Genomic DNA, 17,319 nt, shown 5'->3' with positions numbered 1-17,319 from the left:
TTGTCACAACCGTCCGCGACTGAGTTGGCGGACGGTGTTGTGCTAGCGCGAAGCGTGAGACTAAAAAGTGTGATAGCAAAAAGCCGGACGATTTCTCGTCCGGCTTTTTATCTATGCGGCCTATCAGCCCACTGCTAGCTACCGTATAAACTAGTCGCGGTATAAATCATCCCGACAGTACGGTTCAATTTCACCCGGCTTACGGGTTTTCAGCAATTTCAGAATCCAGGTGTACTGCTCAGGATTCGGTTTGACCAGAATTTCCACTTCTTCGTTCATGCGCCGTGCAATGTATGCATCATCAGCGTCTGCCAAGTCGTCCATCGGCGGGCGAATAAACACATCGAGGCAGCCGTCTTTAGCGTTATAGACCGGGAACAACGGCACGATGTCAGCGCGACATACTTTCATCAGTCGTCCAACGGCAGGCAACGTTGCCTTATAGGTTCCAAAGAAATCAACGAATTCGCTGTGCTCCGCGCCGTGATCCTGATCGGGCAGATAATAACCCCAGCACCCGGAACGAACAGAGCTGATAAACGGCTTAATGCCGTCGTTACGAGCATGGATGCGCCCACCAAAACGACGACGTAATCGATTCCACCAGTAGTCCACCAGCGCATTCTTCTGGTTGTGGAACATGGCCGCCATACGCTGGCCACGTGAGGTCAGCAGCATCGCGGGGATATCAACACCCCAACCGTGCGGAACCAGAAAAATCACGTTCTTCTCTTGTGCCTTAATGCGATCCAGAATGTCTTCGCCATGCCAGCGAACGTATTTTTCGATTTTCTTCGGGTTACGAATCCCTACTTCCACCATCATGATCATCGACTGAGGAGCCGTCGCAAACATGTCATCGATGATAGCTTCGCGCTGTGCTTCCGTTAATTCCGGCATGCAATACAGCAGATTAATACGGGCACGGCGGCGTGCGCCTTTTGATATTCTCCCAACAAAACGCCCTAACCCACCCAGCACCGGATTTCTTAATCGCGCGGGAACATAGGCAGCGAGCGCCATCACTCCAACGCCTAACCAAACGCCCCAATAGCGCGGATGAAAAAAGGCGCGTTGAAACTGGGGAACAAATTCAGCGTTCGATTTTTTTTCTTTTTCCATGCCTAAACTCTTCAGATCAATCAATGAACATAATCATAATTGCCGCTCGGCGTTTAGCAACACCGACGACAGTTACGTAAAAACACGTCTGCTCGATAATAAAAAATCAGGAACTGGTGTTTTATCAAATGTTCTATAAATGAAAATGCCGGCAGCAAGCCACCGGCATAACACGCAGTCAATAGAATTAATCAAACTTAAGCTGCGGTACGACCTCTTTCACCTGCGCCAGATAATCACGACGCTCTTTACCCGCCAGCCCTTCAGAACGTGGCAGTTTAGCCGTTAACGGGTTTACCGCCTGCTGGTTGATCCAGAATTCGTAGTGCAGATGCGGGCCGGTAGAACGACCAGTGTTACCGGACAACCCGATACGATCGCCACGTTTCACTTTCTGTCCCGGTTTAACCAGGATGCGATGCATATGCATGTAGCGCGTGGTGTACTGACGACCATGACGGATGGCAACATAGTTTCCTGCTGCACCGCTGCGTTTCGCAATCACGACTTCCCCATCCCCGACAGCCAGAACCGGCGAACCGACCGGCATGGCAAAATCGACACCTTTATGCGGTGCGACGCGCCCTGTTACCGGGTTCAGACGACGTGGATTAAAGTTGGAGGAAATACGAAATTGTTTCATGGTTGGGAAACGCATAAAGCCACGCGTCAAACCGGAACCTTCACGATCGTAGAATTTACCGTCTTCTGCACGAATCGCGTAATAGTCTTTGCCACCGGTATTCAGACGGACGCCGACCAGTTCGCTCTGCTCACTTTTACCATCGAGCATTTCGCGGGACATCAGGACAGAGAAGGTGTCGTCTTTACGTAATTTACGGAAATCCAACTGCCATTGCAGCGCTTTGATCACGTCCCGCACTTCTGTGCTGGTCAAACCGGCGTTTTTTGCACTGCTAACGAAGCTACCACTGACTCGGCCATTCAGAACGCTATTGCGCCACTCGCCTTTCAGCGTCTCAATACGCTCTTTAAAATCGTTACCCACGCGCTCATAAATACGTGTTTCACGGCGGGACATCTGCCAGGTCAAACTTTGCAGGTCACCGTTCTCTGCCAGAGCCCATGAAATTTGCTGACCGATTTTCAGGTTCCGCAAATCTTTATTCTGCTCGGCGAGCTGGGTGACATCGGCAATATCAATACCGTATTGCGTCAAAATGCTGCTTAAGGTATCGCCCGTAGAGACCACGTACTCATGTACGCCGCCTTCATCGGCAACCTTATCATCCAGCTCATCTTGTGGAATGTCGTCATCCGGCGAGGGTTGGTCTATCGGTTCACTGGCTTCAGGTGTCAGCGTACGCAGCTGGCTGGTTTCCAGATCGATATCTTTCACGATGACGGGGGCATCATCGACGTGGGGATAAACAAAAGGCCGCCAAACGGCAACGGCCAATGTCACAACGGTAAGCGACCCCAGCATGACGCGATGGGGCCGAGGTAAGCTGTTATACGCCAGAGCGATAGTTCGGACTATCTGCTGCACTTATTCGTATCCTCATGATTTTTCCTCCAGACAGCTCACATACTGGTTCGATAGCTGCAACAAGAAATCGGCATAGCTATCTCTACCCAGTGCAATATTGCTTCCCAATGGATCGAGCACACCCGAGCGCACGTCAGTTCCCTTGGCAACAGCATTAATAACGGCTGGCCTGAATTGTGGTTCAGCAAAAACGCATACGGCTTTGTGCTCAACCAACTGTGTTCGTATTTGATGTAAACGCTGTGCTCCGGGTTGGATTTCGGGGTTAACCGTGAAGTAACCCAAGGGGCTTAACCCATAGTGTTTCTCAAAATAACCATAGGCATCATGGAACACGAAATACCCTTTACCCTGCACAGGCGCTAGCATCTTAACAATTTTTTCATCTGCTTGCCCGATTTTATCCGTGAAATAAAGCAGATTCGCGTCTAGTTTGTCCTTATTCTGAGGCATAAGTTCCAATAATTTTGCATGAATGGCAATTGCCGCCTGTTTTGTCATCTCCGGCGACAGCCAAATGTGCATATTGTACTCACCATGATGGTGACCATCGTCGCCGTCATCATGGGCGGCATGGCTATGATCGTGTCCCTTTCCATGGTCATCATGCGCCTGTTCATGGTCATCCTCATGGTCGTGTCCGGCTTCTTTTTCCAGCTCAGATTTAATCGCTGGCAGCGCGGAAAGCGTAATCTGCTTTTCAGGTGAAACTTTCGCTAACGGCTTTCCGAGAAAGGCTTCCATTTCCGGCCCAACCCAAATCACCAGTTCTGCGGACTGTAAACGCTGGACATCAGACGGGCGCAAGGCATAATCGTGGGGCGACGCGCCATCAGGTAACAAAACCTCAGTGGGCGTCACGCCATCGGCAATAGCCGACGCAATGAATCCCAAAGGACGAATTGACGTAATGACCGCAGCGGATGCCGCGCTGATTGACATCCCGCTTGCGAGTAGCGCGCTGGCAACAAACACACTCTTTAACCATTTTTTTTGCTGAATAGATTTTTTTTGTTGAATAGATTGCTGCATGAAAGTCGATCCCATCGATTTTTATGGTGTTGTTTGTTATATTATAACGTTACATGGGTTATGCAAACCGAATTCTATGTCCACATTGGTATCACTTAATAATATTTCAGTTACATTTGGCAGCCGAAAAGTTCTGTCAGATATCTCTCTTACCTTGCAGGCAGGTCGAATTCTGACGCTACTCGGGCCGAATGGCGCAGGGAAATCGACACTGGTGCGCGTGGTATTAGGTCTACTTTCCCCCACCTCCGGTTCGCTGGTACGGGATCCCGCGCTGCGTATCGGCTACGTCCCGCAGAAGCTGCATCTGGATACCACCCTGCCCTTGACCGTCAGCCGTTTTATGCAGCTGCGCCCCGGCGTGAAAAAGCAGGATATTTTACCGGCGCTTAAGCGGGTTCAGGCTGCACATCTGCTGGAACAGCCGATGCAGAAACTTTCCGGTGGCGAAACCCAACGTGTGCTGTTGGCGCGCGCGCTGCTCAACCAGCCCCAGTTGCTGGTATTGGATGAGCCGACACAGGGTGTCGACGTCAATGGGCAACTGGCGCTGTACGACCTCATTAATCAGCTACGACAGGAATTCCGCTGTGGCGTACTGATGGTCTCGCACGATCTGCATTTGGTGATGGCAAAAACCGATGAAGTCCTGTGCCTTAATCAACATGTTTGCTGCTCCGGCACGCCTGAAGTCGTTTCGCTTCACCCCGAATTTTTAGCAATGTTCGGCCACCGCGGCGCGGAGCAATTGGCGGTTTACCGCCACCATCATAATCATCGTCACGATCTGCAAGGACGTATCATTTTGAAGAGACAAGGTGGAAACGACGCATGATAGAACTGCTGTTTCCCGGTTGGCTGGCGGGGATTTTGCTGGCGATTGCGGCAGGCCCGCTCGGTTCATTCGTCGTCTGGCGACGGATGTCTTACTTCGGTGACACGCTGGCGCACGCGTCTTTACTCGGCGTCGCCTTCGGCCTGCTGCTGAACATCAACCTGTTTGCTGCCGTTATTGCCGTGACGCTCATTCTGGCGTTGGGGCTTGTCTGGCTGGAGCGACGCCCTTATCTGGCTATCGATACGTTGCTCGGCATCATGGCACACAGCGCGCTGTCGCTTGGATTGGTAGTCGTCAGCCTGATGAATAACGTGCGCGTGGACTTGATGGCTTACCTGTTTGGCGATTTGCTCTCTGTCACAACAGAGGATCTGTGGGTTATCGCCGCTGGCGTCATCGTTGTTGTGGCCATTATGTGCTGGCAATGGCGCGCTCTGCTTTCTATGACGATCAGCCCAGAGCTGGCGCATGTCGATGGCGTGAAGCTACAGCGCACCAAGCTGCTCTTGATGCTGACCACCGCGTTAACGATTGGTATCGCTATGAAATTTGTTGGTGCGCTGATCATTACGTCACTGCTGATTATTCCCGCCGCCAGCGCCAGACGCTTCGCACGGACGCCGGAACAAATGGCAAGCATCGCGATTATTGTGGGAATGATTGCCGTAACGGGCGGTTTGGCCTTTTCAGCGGGCTACAATACGCCCGCTGGGCCGTCTGTGGTTCTGTGCGCATCGCTGCTGTTTATTGTCAGCCTGATTAAGCGACAACCCGCCTAACCTATCAATCACCCAATAGTACAAAAACTCAATAGCAAAAAGCCCTTCCGAATACGTGATTCAGAAGGGCTTTATATTTTTACGGCTGTACGAACAGCGTTTATTTCCGGTTAGCCATATCTGGAATGATTAAATCACCCCGCAAGACATACGACCCCAGCACATCTTGTGTTTTCTCATTAAGCCAAGACACGATTCTGGCCGCTATCGCATCCATCGAATATTCAATGGCCGGTATCGCCGGAATGCCTGGAATATCGAGAGATCCCGCCAGGCTGAATACCATGATGTCTTTTGGCACGGATTTGTTAAACGCCTGAAGCTGCGTAATAACCCGTTTGGCTTCCAGCTCATCCGCCACCAGAAGCGCATTGAAATTCAGCGTCGTGCTGTTATTGAGCAACACTTGCAGTGCCACCGACGACGATGAAGATGCATCCATAAAGATCAGGTTGCGGTTGAACGGTAAGAAGTTATTTTCCAGCGCCCGCTTATATCCTAAAAGCACCTGCTCCGCTGAACTGCTGGCGGCAGGATTGATCAGCGCAATTTGCCGTCTTCCTTGCCGAATCAGGTAATTACACGCGGTTTCTGTGGCGAAAGCGTGATCGAATTGCAGGCTATTCGTGGTATCCGTTTCCATGCAATCGATCAGAATGATGTTCTTATCGGCCAGATTCAGCGGAAAACGCGCGCCGATGATTAAAATGTCATCACACAGGCCGCTGGTCAGCTCATCAAGCACGTTCATCACTTCAGCCCTGCTGCTGGCAAAGCGCAACAAGAGATGCTTTTGATGTCGGCTAAAGTGTTTTTCCAGCGCATAAAGGTAGCCGGTCGTCTGGTTGATGTTGTCCTGAGCGCAAATGACGCCAATACATCCAGTTGATTGACTTAACAGCGATTGAGCGATGACGTTCGGCCGATATTTAAGCTCATCAACCGCTTTTAACACCGCAAGGCGGCTAGCTTCCTTTACGCCGCGTGAACCACTCAACACCCGGGAGACTGTGGCTTTAGACACCCCAGCTAAACGCGATACATCGTTGATTGTAGACATCATTTGCCCCTGGAAAACGCTAAATCTGACTCAAAACCCTGAATACCAACCGCGCATTGTGTTGATTCGCAGTATAACCGTTTCTATCCAGCATGGAAACCGATTATCCATTTAACATCCAATGCGTATTTCTGCCAATAAGATGTGATGTAAATCTAATTAATACCGCCAGAAATCATCACATCTTGACGGTCATCACACTTCTCTTTTCTTTGCATGGAAAACGGTTTCCATATGATATCCAATCATATTAGCAATAACTTTTTACATTGTGCGTGGCGGAAAATGCGGTCCGCAGCGGAAGAAAGATAACTGGTATAGGCTCACGTTTATAAAAGACTGCCACACGCGACATTTCCGTAAGAGTTTTAGATACAATGGGTTACGGCGTACAACGTGGCGATAACATACTTGGTGACGAGCTGTCGCTGCTACGGCGACACACGAAAAAGGTGTTCACATGGGTTCCGTATATCAATCAATGATTGCCGCTATCGAACAATCGATTACCCCGCTGGCTGGGCGTTTAGGGCAACAAAAGTATGTGATCGCTATCCGCGATGGCTTTACCGCCGCGTTACCTTTTATGATCATCGGCTCATTTATGCTGGTGTTTATTTTCCCTCCCTTTTCCGCCGATACCACCGTCGGGTTTGCCCGTACCTGGCTCGATTTTTCTATCACCTATCGCGCACAGCTGATGCTGCCTTTCGAGCTGAGTATGGGACTCATGACCTTTTTCATCTCCATAGGTGTGGGTGCCAGTCTGGGACGACAGCTTAATCTCGACTCCGTCATGTCCGGTCTGCTGGCGTTTATGGCGTTCCTGCTTGTCGCCGCGCCTTACGCCGATGACAAAATTTCCACCGAGTATCTGTCAGGGCAAGGGATCTTCACCGCTTTACTGACGTCTATCTATGCCACCCAAGTTTATGCGGCGCTGAAACAGCACAACATTACTATTCGCTTACCGAAAGAAGTACCGACGGGGGTCGCTCGTTCGTTTGAAATTCTCATTCCCGTGTTGGTGATTGTCGCAACGCTGCATCCGCTCAATCTTTTCATTGAAGCGCAAACGGGCATGATCATTCCAGAAGCGATTATGCACCTGCTGGCCCCGCTGGTGTCCGCCTCAGACTCGCTGCCTGCCATTCTTCTGTCCGTGCTGCTATGCCAGCTTTTCTGGTTTTCAGGGATCCACGGTTCGCTGATTGTCACGGGCATCATGAATCCATTCTGGATGACCAATCTGGCCGTGAATCAGGCCGCGCTGGCGGCCGGTGAAGTCTTGCCTCATATCTATTTACAGGGCTTTTGGGATCACTATCTATTGATTGGCGGCGTCGGTTCGACGCTACCGCTGGCATTTCTGCTGTTACGCAGCAAGGTCACGCACTTGCGCACCATCGGCAGAATGGGCGTCGTACCCAGCTTCTTTAACATCAACGAGCCGATCATGTTCGGCGCGCCCATCATCATGAACCCGATGCTGTTCCTCCCCTTTGTCTTTGTACCGATGGTTAACGCCGTGCTGGCTTACACCGCAACCAAGATGGGATGGCTGGCGCAGGTGGTGTCGTTGACGCCGTGGACAACACCGGCTCCCATTGGCGCATCGTGGGCTGCAAACTGGAGTTTCAGCCCGCTAATCATGTGCCTGCTGTGCATGGTGTTTTCCGCGCTGATGTATTTACCGTTCCTGCGAGCTTATGAACGCACATTAATGAAAACCGAGGAACAAAAAATACAGGGCGACCTATCACTGACGAAAACCGTGAGCAGTAATTAATGGGGTTAATAAAAACAGCAATAAATATTAAATAGAAGAAAGAAAATAAATCGTTCAGGGTCGGAGTGTTTTTATTATTCACATTCACCGACCTAGACGACATTCAAGAACGCGGCAGAGAAAATACATGCTGCGAATATTCGTTCACATAAAAATAGGTCATATGATGATTACATTAGAAGATGCAGTAATGGAAATTATCGTCAATGCTGGACAATCGCGCAGCCTGTGTTTTGAGGCGCTACACGCCGCGCGTAAAGGCCACATTGATGAAGCAAAAAATCTGTTGAAGGAAGCCGATGGTTATGCGCGCAAAGCCCACCATATGCAGACCCAGCTGATTGAACAGGATGCGGGAGAAGCCAGACAGCCGATGACATTAATTATGGTGCATGCGCAAGACCATTTAATGACATCATTACTCGCTCGCGAATTATCAGAAGAAATTATTCATCTTTATCAGAGGCAATAGTTCATTTTAATACCCTTATAGGGAGGGTCGATTACGTCAGTTATTTAATTACGCTGTACCGTTAAAAAAATAACAATCACCTTGTTCTGAGCGTCGTGCCATTATTCACGTCAATCAGAGCGGGATGGTTATTGTCTGAAAATAACTTACCGAATTGAGATGACTATGACAAACTCCAAAAAACTGCCCGTTACGCTGGCGGTGCTGGCTGCCCTTTGCTCCGGTTCCGCATTCGCACAAGAAACGATTACTCAAGAGCAATTAGATCGTATCGTTGCTCAGGCCGTAGAAAAAGCGCTGGCGGAACGTCAGGCTAAATTAGACGCGATTGCCAGTAAACAGGTCGACCCGCTGACCACGCCGGAAGCCTCCAAGACGCCTGACATGGCTATACCTTATGGCATCAACTTCACCGGCTATGCGCGTTACGGCGCGCAATTCCAGAGCGGTGACCAGAAGTATGTTGCGGTTGACGGTTCCTATAACGGCGCCTCCGCGCTGGGCCGTCTGGGCAACGAAGGCAATGGCGGTGAATTCCAGCTTTCCAAGGCCTTCAAGAGTGACAACGGCGCAATCTGGGATGTCGTCGTGATGATCGACCACTGGGGCGACGAAGTTAACCTGAAAAAAGCCTATGCGGGCGTCACTAACCTGTTTGCTTCTCAGCCAAACGCCTATCTCTGGGCCGGGCGTGATTTCCACCAGCGTCCACAACAAGGTATTAACGACTACTTCTGGATGAACCACGACGGTCAGGGCGCGGGGATAAAGAACTTTGATCTCGGCGGTATTCAATTCGATGTCGCGGCCGTCGCGGCCGTGGAATCCTGTAACCCCGAAATCATCACGAGTAATTCGAACCCCTCACGCATCAGCTGTACTGGCAGTTCCGGCACCGGCGATAAAGGCAATTACGCGCTGACGTCCAAAGTGCATGGCATCAAGCTGGGGCCGTTGGATCTCGCGCTGTACGCGAACTACGGTTTTGACTCGAAAGCGGTAGATAACGATGCGCGTCTGAAAGCCTGGCAAGGCGGCGCGGTCCTGAGCCACACGGGGAAAAATAGCCTCAATCAGTTTATCACTCGCTATTCGAACAATGCGGATAACAGCGTTTACAACAAAACGGACAACCTGAAAACCTTCTATGCCAGCTTTGAAGGTAAATACAAATTCACACCGCAAACACAGGTCGAATACCTGCTGGCCTACCACGACTACTCGAATGACTCAGCCAGTCAGGACGATCGTCGTAACTACAATGCCATCGTGCGCCCGATGTATTTCTGGAATGATGTGCATTCCACCTGGCTTGAAGCGGGCTACCAGCACGTAGATTACGGTCAGGGCGGTGATAACAAAGGGTGGAAGCTGACGCTTTCCCAGAATGTCTCTATCGCTATGGGGCCGGAGTTCAGACCGATGCTGCGCTTCTACGTTACCGGCGGTGAAGTGGATAACAAACACACCGCGCGGACAACGACCGGCGTCAACACGCAGCTGGATTCGTTCAACGTTGGGGCAATGTGGGAAGCCTGGTTCTAATCACATAAACTCAGGGAGACCGCGTGGTCTCCCTGAATGTGGAAATTATTTCTTAGGCAATACGCTTCTTCGTACGTTAACCCAAATCTTCACGCGTTAAGCCAAAATGACGATAGGCATGCTGCGTCGCCATTCGACCGCGCGGCGTACGCTGAATGAACCCTTGCTGAATCAGAAACGGCTCCAGCACGTCTTCAATAGTTTCGCGCTCTTCGCCAATCGCTGCCGCTAAATTGTCCAACCCAACGGGGCCGCCCATGAATTTATCGATGATCGCTAACAGCAGCTTACGGTCCATGTAGTCAAAGCCTTCGGTATCGACTGCCAACATATCCAGCGCCTGCGTTGCTACGGCACCGGTAATCGCCCCTTCCGATTTAACCTCGGAGAAATCACGTACCCGTCGTAATAATCGGTTAGCAATACGCGGCGTACCCCTCGCGCGCCGCGCTACTTCAAGCGCACCCTCCGATGTCAGATCTAGCCCTAAACACTGTGCGCTGCGGCTGACGATATACTGCAAATCCTCAACTTTATAAAACTCCAGACGCTGCACAATGCCGAAACGATCGCGCAGCGGCGAGGTTAACGAGCCAGCACGCGTCGTTGCGCCAATCAGCGTAAAAGGCGGCAAATCGAGTTTGATCGAACGGGCAGCGGGCCCTTCGCCGATCATGATATCCAACTGATAGTCTTCCATCGCCGGATACAGCACTTCTTCCACAACGGGTGACAGGCGATGAATTTCATCGATGAACAGTACATCATGCGGTTCAAGATTGGTCAGCAGCGCGGCGAGATCGCCGGCCTTTTCCAGTACCGGGCCCGACGTCGTGCGCATATTCACGCCCATCTCATTGGCAACAATATTCGCCAGCGTCGTTTTACCCAGACCGGGAGGACCAAAAATTAACAGATGGTCCAGTGCATCCCCACGTTTGCGGGCTGCCTGGATAAAAATTTCCATCTGCTCACGCACCTGCGGCTGCCCCACATACTCGGTCAGTAATTTAGGGCGAATCGCACGGTCGATAAATTCTTCTTCGGGAACGGCGTCAGCGGAAATTAAACGATCGGCTTCTATCATGAATACCTCACAGCGCCGCGCGCAGTGCATCCCTGATCAGGGTTTCACAGTTAGCATCAGGACGCGCAATTTTGGAAATCATGCGGCTGGCTTCCTGTGGTTTGTAGCCCAGCGCAACCAGTGCCGCCGCAGCTTCTGTTTCTGGATCGCTAACACGGCTGTCTGCAGTCGCGGGCGAGGCCAGCGGAATATCGCTGATCGGATTAAACAGATCGCCGCTCAAGCCTTTGAAGCGATCCTTCATTTCAACAACCAGCCTTTCCGCCGTTTTCTTACCGACGCCCGGCAGTTTAATCAATGCACCGATTTCTTCACGTTCGACTGCGCTGACAAACTGCGTCGCAGACATCCCGGAGAGAATCGCCAGCGCCAGCTTCGGCCCGACACCATTCACTTTAATCAGTTCGCGGAACAGCGCCCTCTCCTGCTTATCATTAAAACCGAACAGCAGCTGTGCATCTTCGCGGACAACAAAATGGGTAAAGATGATCGCTTCCTGATTGAGTTCAGGGAGTTCGTAAAAGCACGTCATCGGCATATGGACTTCGTAACCCACGCCGTTAGCTTCTATCAGCACCTGCGGCGGCTGTTTTTCCAGAATAATGCCTCTGAGACGACCTATCACGTTGCGCTTCCTTTTACGTAGGGAAAGAATGGCTTGAAGTATGACGAGTATATAACATAAAAAAGGCTGGATGAATATCCAGCCTCCTGTTTCAGCGCAGTCTTCCTGCCAGCGGGTTCACTTTCGCCGCCGCGGTTCGCAGCAGGCTTTGGCTAAAGTGGCAGTGAGTAATGGCAATCGCCAGCGCGTCGGCGGCATCCGCCTGCGGACTGGCCGACAGTTTCAGCAGTGAGCGAACCATATGCTGCACCTGCTTTTTATCCGCCGCGCCCGTTCCCACCACGGTTTGTTTCACCAACCGCGCCGCGTATTCAAACACGGGCAGATCCTGATTCACACCCGCGACGATAGCCACTCCGCGCGCCTGTCCCAGCTTCAAGGCTGAATCTGGGTTTTTCGCCATGAAAACCTGCTCAATCGCCATACAGTCTGGGCGAAATTGCGTAATGATTTCACTAACGCCGGCGTAAATCAGTTTAAGCCGCGTGGGCATGTCATCCACCACGGTACGGATACAGCCGCTGCCGAGATACGTCAGATGACGCCCCTGCTGACGGATAATGCCATAGCCCGTCACGCGCGAACCGGGGTCAATGCCGACTATTATTGTCATAGTGCTGTTCCGCCGATTCGCCCGTGTGGATAGCTGTTGCTACGTTGCATTACCGACCTGCCATTACAGCAGTTCAGCTATCTCATCGGAGATCTCACCGTTGTGGTAAACCTCCTGCACATCGTCGCAGTCTTCCAGCATGTCGATCAGACGCATCAGCTTCGGTGCCGTTTCTGCATCCATATCCGCTTTGGTAGACGGAATCATCGACACTTCAGCCGACTCCGCTTTCAGGCCAGCCGCGTCTAACGCGTCCTTCACATCACCGAACGTTTCCCACGGCGTGAAGACGTCAATCGCACCGTCATCATACGTCACGACATCATCAGCACCGGCTTCCAGCGCCGCGTCCATCACCGCATCTTCATCCAGACCCGGCGCGTAAGAAATGACGCCTTTCTTGGTGAAGAGGTACGAAACGGAGCCATCGGTACCCAGATTGCCGCCGGTTTTCGTAAACGCGTGGCGCACTTCGGAAACGGTACGGTTACGGTTATCACTCAGGCATTCCACCATGACGGCTGTGCCGCCCGGGCCGTAGCCTTCATAAATGATGGTTTCCATGTTGGCATCATCGTCGCCGCCGACGCCACGGGCAATCGCGCGGTTCAACGTATCGCGCGTCATGTTGTTGGACAGAGCTTTATCGATCGCGGCGCGCAGACGTGGGTTAGAACCCGGATCGCCACCGCCCAGACGGGCTGCGGTAACCAGTTCGCGGATAATCTTGGTAAAAATTTTACCGCGTTTGGCGTCCTGTGCTGCTTTACGATGCTTTGTGTTAGCCCACTTACTATGACCTGCCATAAAAATCTCCGAAAAAAGCCTGTTCAGGCCGGATAAATAACAAATTCCTCAATCGCCTGCCGGTTGCTCCAGGACTTGGTCAACTGTGCCGCGTGGGGCACATCCAGCCACTGGTAAGCAAGATGCTCGGATAATTGCACCTCGCGCTCAGCAGGTAACGCCAGACAAAACCAGTGTTCGGTATTGTGCGTAACCCCCGGCGCATAGCGACGTCTCAAATGAGCAAATAGCTCAAACTCAATACAGCGCTGACAGTCAAAGAGTGATAACGCTTCCGCGGATATATCGATGTTAACTTCTTCTTTGACTTCACGCTGTGCGGCATACGGCGCGCTTTCCCCTTCTTCTATGCTGCCTGTTACCGACTGCCAGAATTCAGGATCGTCACGCCGCTGCAACATCAGCACCCGCCCGGTGTCACGGGCATAGATCACCACCAGAACCGAAACGGGTCGCTTGTATACCATCTTATTCGTTCTCGGATTTTCCATCCTGAGCCGCTTTCCCTTTCACAACAACCGCAATGGCGAGCTCTTCCAGCGAAGCCGGGTTGGCGAAACTTGGTGCTTCCGTCATCAGACATGCTGCTGCCGTCGTTTTCGGGAAGGCAATAACGTCACGAATGTTATCGGTACCCGTCAGCAACATCACCAGACGGTCAAGACCAAACGCCAAACCCGCGTGCGGCGGTGTACCATATTTCAGCGCGTCCAGCAGGAAGCCAAACTTCTCACGCTGCTCTTGTTCGGTAATGCCCAGAATGCTGAACACGGTTTGTTGCATCTCACCACTGTGAATACGCACGGAACCGCCGCCCACTTCATAGCCGTTAATGACCATGTCATATGCGTTGGCGATTGCCGAAACCGGGTTGGCAGCCAGTTCAGCAGGCAGCATGTCACGCGGTGCGGTAAACGGATGGTGCATCGCAGCAAGACCGCCTTCGCCATCTTCTTCAAACATTGGGAAATCGACAACCCACAGCGGTTCCCAGCTATTGTCTTTCGTCAGGTTCAGATCGCGACCCAGCTTGAGACGCAGCGCGCCCAACGCATCAGTCACCACTTTCGCACTGTCCGCACCAAAGAACAGGATGTCGCCATCTTGTGCCGCAGTACGATCCAACACGGCAGACAGAACGTCTTCACTCAGGAATTTTGCTACTGGGCTTTGAACGCCTTCCAGACCTTTGGCACGCTCGTTGACCTTGATGTAAGCCAGACCTTTCGCGCCGTAGATCTCAATAAACTTGCCGTATTCATCAATCTGCTTACGGCTCAGCTGTGCGCCGCCCGGTACGCGGATAGCGGCAACGCGGCCTTTGGCATCGTTTGCCGGGCCGGAGAAGACTTTGAACTCGATGTCTTTAACCAGATCGGCAACGTCGACCAGTTCCAGCGGGTTACGCAAATCGGGTTTGTCGGAACCGAAACGACGCATGGCTTCTGCAAACGTCATGATCGGGAAATCGCCCAGATCGACGCCTTTCACGTCCTGCCACAGTTCACGCACCAGTTTCTCCATCACTTCACGCACCTGTGGCGCGGTCATGAAAGAGGTTTCCACATCGATCTGGGTAAATTCAGGCTGTCTGTCGGCACGCAGGTCTTCGTCACGGAAGCATTTGACGATCTGATAGTAGCGGTCAAAACCGGACATCATCAGCAGCTGTTTGAACAGCTGTGGGGACTGCGGCAGCGCATAAAATTTGCCTTTATGTACGCGGCTCGGCACCAGATAGTCACGCGCGCCTTCCGGCGTCGCTTTCGTCAACATCGGGGTTTCGATGTCCAGGAAGCCGTGGTCGTCCATAAAACGACGCACAAAACTGGTGATACGGGCGCGCGTTTTCAGGCGCTGCGCCATTTCAGGACGGCGCAAATCCAGATAGCGGAATTTGAGACGCGCTTCTTCGGTATTGGTTTGGTTGGAGTCCAACGGCAGCGCTTCAGAACGGTTAACGATCGTCAGTGCGTTGGCAAAAATCTCGACTTCCCCCGTCGCCATGTCTTTGTTGATTTGGCTTTCTGGACGGGCACGTACGACACCGGTAAGTTGGATGCAGAACTCGTTACGCAACTCGGATGCCAGTTTAAATGCGTCCTGACGATCCGGGTCAAAAAACACCTGAACCAGCCCTTCGCGGTCACGCATATCAATAAAAATCAAACCACCCAGATCGCGGCGGCGGTTAACCCAACCGCACAATGTCACTTCCTGGCCCACATGGGACGAATTCAACTGCCCGCAATAATTAGTACGCATCACGATGTCCTTTTACTCATCCGCCAGCTCACACGTTCTCACGGTAGATTACTTTTCACGGTAGATCACAGTGCAAAAACAGTGGCATTTTCGCTGCACGGCATGGTTTTTCTGGGTTACTGTCCGATGAAAAAAGGCGGCTATTATAAAGGATATTCGCCCGAACGATAAGCATGAAGGTAACGCTCTGCGACGCTGCCGCCTACTCTTTTTACGAAATTTCCTTTCCGGTTAACGGAATGTTCACTAATCCGCATAGAGTTGTTGCAAAACTGAACGTCTGCGGAAGCCCCCAATCATCGGCTCAAAGATGCAGAACTCGCCGGCACGCATCGCGTGAGGATTTGCGGAAACCGACCTTCCCTTTTAGTAAAACCTGCTAAAATTACCAAGTAACTGCTGATTTTTATAAAAATTTTAATAAAAAGCGCTTTCCCATTGCTGGCAAATGCGTATGGTTTACATGGAGAACAACTATGTATTCATTTGTTGCCCGTCAACCCATTTTAAATCAACACCTCCAAACCGTTGCTTACGAGCTACTTTTTCGCATGGACGTCACCAATAGATTTCCTGACGTGAGTCCTGAATTTGCAACCGCACAGCTTATTTCCGATCAGTTCTTAACCAATCCGTTGACAAGGTCCGTGGTTGAGCAGCCTTACTACATTAATTTTCCCCATCAGATGCTGATCAACGGCCAGGCTGAAGTATTACCACAGGAAAAGGTTGTTATTGAGATCCTTGAAAATTCGATCCCCAATAATGATCTCTTCGCTGCCGTAAAAAAGCTAAAAAGGAAGGGCTTCAAAATTGCACTTGATGATTTTTCGATGGATTCAGAATGGGATCGGTTTTTGCCTTACGTTGATATCATCAAATTCGATTTAACCCTGTCGACCTTTGGTGACATCGAAAATTTCATCAAAAGAACCACGCAGCGCAAATTAATCTATCTGGCCGAGAAGGTAGAGACACATGAGCAATACCTGCAAAGTAAGAAGCTGGGTATCTCTCTGTTTCAGGGATATTTTTTCAGTCGTCCTGAAATGATCAAATCGAAAAAATTGGTCAGTAACTCCAGCAATACCATCAGGCTGCTGAGAGAGGTCAATAAACCAGAGATCAACTATGCCACGATCGAAGAATTGGTCTGTGCCGATCTGTCGCTTTATTATAAATTGATGCGCCACATCACCAATATCAAATACAACACCCGCTTTGGTATCACGGCAACGTCGATGTCTTTCCGTTCCATGGCGATGCTGCTTGGACAACGCGAGCTTAAACGTTTTGTCTCGTTAATTAGCATTACCAACAGCAATGAAAATAAACCCAGCGAGCTTTATCGCACCAGCTTAATTCGCGCCAGATTCTTTGAATTATTGCATGCCTCTTTTAATGTGAAGGACGATACCACCGAGGCGTTTCTGTGTGGATTATTGTCTCTGCTCGATGCCGTATTAGATTCACCGATGCCGTTGCTGCTTTCGCAAATCGCCCTATCGGAAAAAATTAACCAGAGCTTATTGGATCATACCGGTGAACTCGCGGTTTATCTGACGTTAATCACTAAATACGAACAGCAGGAATGGGAAGAACTTGAGCAACTGTTAACCCAGTTGGGTATCGATGAGGAAAACTTCTTTACCATGATCATGGAGGCAACACAGTGGGCGGACGAGATTTTATAAACGATTTCTCTCGGTTCACTCGCGCTGCCCTGACAATTACGCGATAATCACCGCCATTCTGCTTGAGATTCAGTGACGTTA

The 17,319-nt window shown here is 51.0% G+C and carries 16 protein-coding genes; 6 read left to right on the top strand and 10 right to left on the bottom strand.

Going from position 1 to position 17,319, the window contains the following annotated elements:
- Positions 1–150: 150 nt before the first annotated feature.
- From lpxM to znuA, 3 genes are all read right to left on the bottom strand, one after another.
- Positions 151–1,122 (bottom strand): lauroyl-Kdo(2)-lipid IV(A) myristoyltransferase, encoded by a 972-nt coding sequence (lpxM, locus tag NXT09_RS02380; RefSeq protein WP_268578691.1) that lies wholly within the window; start codon positions 1,120–1,122, stop codon positions 151–153.
- 187 nt (positions 1,123–1,309) lie between these two features.
- A complete protein-coding gene (gene mepM / locus NXT09_RS02375) occupies positions 1,310–2,632 on the bottom strand; it encodes a murein DD-endopeptidase MepM (protein WP_095699307.1) in 1,323 nt (440 codons plus the stop codon).
- A gap of 12 nt (positions 2,633–2,644) precedes the next feature.
- Entirely contained in the window at positions 2,645–3,664 is a 1,020-nt protein-coding gene (znuA, locus tag NXT09_RS02370) for a zinc ABC transporter substrate-binding protein ZnuA (RefSeq protein ID WP_205550725.1), read from the bottom strand.
- 76 nt (positions 3,665–3,740) lie between these two features.
- Between znuA and znuC the strand changes: the two genes are divergently transcribed.
- Both znuC and znuB read left to right on the top strand, forming a co-directional pair.
- Positions 3,741–4,499, top strand: a complete 759-nt coding sequence (gene znuC / locus NXT09_RS02365; RefSeq protein ID WP_268578690.1) for a zinc ABC transporter ATP-binding protein ZnuC — start codon at positions 3,741–3,743, stop codon at positions 4,497–4,499.
- Complete coding sequence (gene znuB / locus NXT09_RS02360; protein ID WP_014915159.1) at positions 4,496–5,281, top strand: zinc ABC transporter permease subunit ZnuB; 786 nt, start codon at positions 4,496–4,498, stop codon at positions 5,279–5,281. The genes znuC and znuB overlap by 4 nt, the downstream gene beginning before the upstream one ends.
- Positions 5,282–5,381: 100 nt before the next feature.
- Here the strand turns inward: znuB and NXT09_RS02355 are convergent, their stop codons facing one another.
- Positions 5,382–6,341 (bottom strand): LacI family DNA-binding transcriptional regulator, encoded by a 960-nt coding sequence (locus NXT09_RS02355; RefSeq protein ID WP_039556801.1) that lies wholly within the window; start codon positions 6,339–6,341, stop codon positions 5,382–5,384.
- Between the two features lie 460 nt (positions 6,342–6,801).
- Here NXT09_RS02355 and NXT09_RS02350 point away from each other — a divergent pair, with 460 nt between their 5' ends.
- The 3 genes from NXT09_RS02350 (at position 6,802) to NXT09_RS02340 (ending at position 10,147) form a co-directional block, all read left to right on the top strand.
- On the top strand, positions 6,802–8,130 hold the full coding sequence (locus NXT09_RS02350; protein WP_268578689.1) for a PTS sugar transporter subunit IIC: 1,329 nt from the start codon (positions 6,802–6,804) through the stop codon (positions 8,128–8,130).
- 166 nt (positions 8,131–8,296) lie between these two features.
- Complete coding sequence (locus tag NXT09_RS02345) at positions 8,297–8,602, top strand: PTS lactose/cellobiose transporter subunit IIA (protein WP_039481540.1); 306 nt, start codon at positions 8,297–8,299, stop codon at positions 8,600–8,602.
- Positions 8,603–8,767: 165 nt separating this feature from the next.
- The gene (locus NXT09_RS02340; RefSeq protein WP_268578688.1) at positions 8,768–10,147 is read left to right on the top strand and encodes a carbohydrate porin; all 1,380 of its coding nucleotides are present in this window, start codon (positions 8,768–8,770) and stop codon (positions 10,145–10,147) included.
- A gap of 76 nt (positions 10,148–10,223) precedes the next feature.
- Here the strand turns inward: NXT09_RS02340 and ruvB are convergent, their stop codons facing one another.
- The 6 genes from ruvB to aspS all read right to left on the bottom strand — a co-directional run bounded on the left by ruvB (position 10,224) and on the right by aspS (position 15,544).
- The gene (gene ruvB / locus NXT09_RS02335; RefSeq protein ID WP_240585181.1) at positions 10,224–11,234 is read right to left on the bottom strand and encodes a Holliday junction branch migration DNA helicase RuvB; all 1,011 of its coding nucleotides are present in this window, start codon (positions 11,232–11,234) and stop codon (positions 10,224–10,226) included.
- A 7-nt stretch (positions 11,235–11,241) separates the two neighbouring features.
- Positions 11,242–11,859: a Holliday junction branch migration protein RuvA gene (gene ruvA / locus NXT09_RS02330; RefSeq protein ID WP_268578687.1), complete on the bottom strand. Its 618-nt coding sequence runs from the start codon at positions 11,857–11,859 to the stop codon at positions 11,242–11,244.
- Between the two features lie 91 nt (positions 11,860–11,950).
- Entirely contained in the window at positions 11,951–12,472 is a 522-nt protein-coding gene (ruvC, locus tag NXT09_RS02325) for a crossover junction endodeoxyribonuclease RuvC (RefSeq protein ID WP_010307920.1), read from the bottom strand.
- A 63-nt stretch (positions 12,473–12,535) separates the two neighbouring features.
- Positions 12,536–13,279: a YebC/PmpR family DNA-binding transcriptional regulator gene (locus tag NXT09_RS02320; RefSeq protein ID WP_201878625.1), complete on the bottom strand. Its 744-nt coding sequence runs from the start codon at positions 13,277–13,279 to the stop codon at positions 12,536–12,538.
- Positions 13,280–13,302: 23 nt separating this feature from the next.
- Positions 13,303–13,746: a dihydroneopterin triphosphate diphosphatase gene (gene nudB, locus NXT09_RS02315; protein ID WP_010275904.1), complete on the bottom strand. Its 444-nt coding sequence runs from the start codon at positions 13,744–13,746 to the stop codon at positions 13,303–13,305.
- A gap of 1 nt (position 13,747) precedes the next feature.
- Complete coding sequence (gene aspS, locus NXT09_RS02310; protein WP_268578686.1) at positions 13,748–15,544, bottom strand: aspartate--tRNA ligase; 1,797 nt, start codon at positions 15,542–15,544, stop codon at positions 13,748–13,750.
- Between the two features lie 476 nt (positions 15,545–16,020).
- Between aspS and NXT09_RS02305 the strand changes: the two genes are divergently transcribed.
- Complete coding sequence (locus tag NXT09_RS02305) at positions 16,021–17,238, top strand: EAL and HDOD domain-containing protein (RefSeq protein WP_268578685.1); 1,218 nt, start codon at positions 16,021–16,023, stop codon at positions 17,236–17,238.
- Positions 17,239–17,319: the final 81 nt, after the last annotated feature.

This window comes from Pectobacterium jejuense (assembly GCF_026800125.1).
Classification (GTDB): Bacteria; Pseudomonadota; Gammaproteobacteria; order Enterobacterales; family Enterobacteriaceae; genus Pectobacterium; species Pectobacterium jejuense.
This window is presented reverse-complemented; position numbering and strand designations above follow the sequence as displayed.

Coding starts and splice junctions, on each gene's coding strand:
- NXT09_RS02345 (WP_039481540.1), top strand. CDS start 8,297: ATGATTACATTAGAAGATGCAGTAATGGAAATTATCGTCAATGCTGGA.
- nudB (WP_010275904.1), bottom strand. CDS start 13,746: ATGGTATACAAGCGACCCGTTTCGGTTCTGGTGGTGATCTATGCCCGT.
- NXT09_RS02340 (WP_268578688.1), top strand. CDS start 8,768: ATGACAAACTCCAAAAAACTGCCCGTTACGCTGGCGGTGCTGGCTGCC.
- znuA (WP_205550725.1), bottom strand. CDS start 3,664: ATGCAGCAATCTATTCAACAAAAAAAATCTATTCAGCAAAAAAAATGG.
- znuC (WP_268578690.1), top strand. CDS start 3,741: ATGTCCACATTGGTATCACTTAATAATATTTCAGTTACATTTGGCAGC.
- aspS (WP_268578686.1), bottom strand. CDS start 15,544: ATGCGTACTAATTATTGCGGGCAGTTGAATTCGTCCCATGTGGGCCAG.
- ruvB (WP_240585181.1), bottom strand. CDS start 11,234: ATGATAGAAGCCGATCGTTTAATTTCCGCTGACGCCGTTCCCGAAGAA.
- NXT09_RS02305 (WP_268578685.1), top strand. CDS start 16,021: ATGTATTCATTTGTTGCCCGTCAACCCATTTTAAATCAACACCTCCAA.
- NXT09_RS02355 (WP_039556801.1), bottom strand. CDS start 6,341: ATGTCTACAATCAACGATGTATCGCGTTTAGCTGGGGTGTCTAAAGCC.
- ruvC (WP_010307920.1), bottom strand. CDS start 12,472: ATGACAATAATAGTCGGCATTGACCCCGGTTCGCGCGTGACGGGCTAT.
- NXT09_RS02350 (WP_268578689.1), top strand. CDS start 6,802: ATGGGTTCCGTATATCAATCAATGATTGCCGCTATCGAACAATCGATT.
- NXT09_RS02320 (WP_201878625.1), bottom strand. CDS start 13,279: ATGGCAGGTCATAGTAAGTGGGCTAACACAAAGCATCGTAAAGCAGCA.
- znuB (WP_014915159.1), top strand. CDS start 4,496: ATGATAGAACTGCTGTTTCCCGGTTGGCTGGCGGGGATTTTGCTGGCG.
- lpxM (WP_268578691.1), bottom strand. CDS start 1,122: ATGGAAAAAGAAAAAAAATCGAACGCTGAATTTGTTCCCCAGTTTCAA.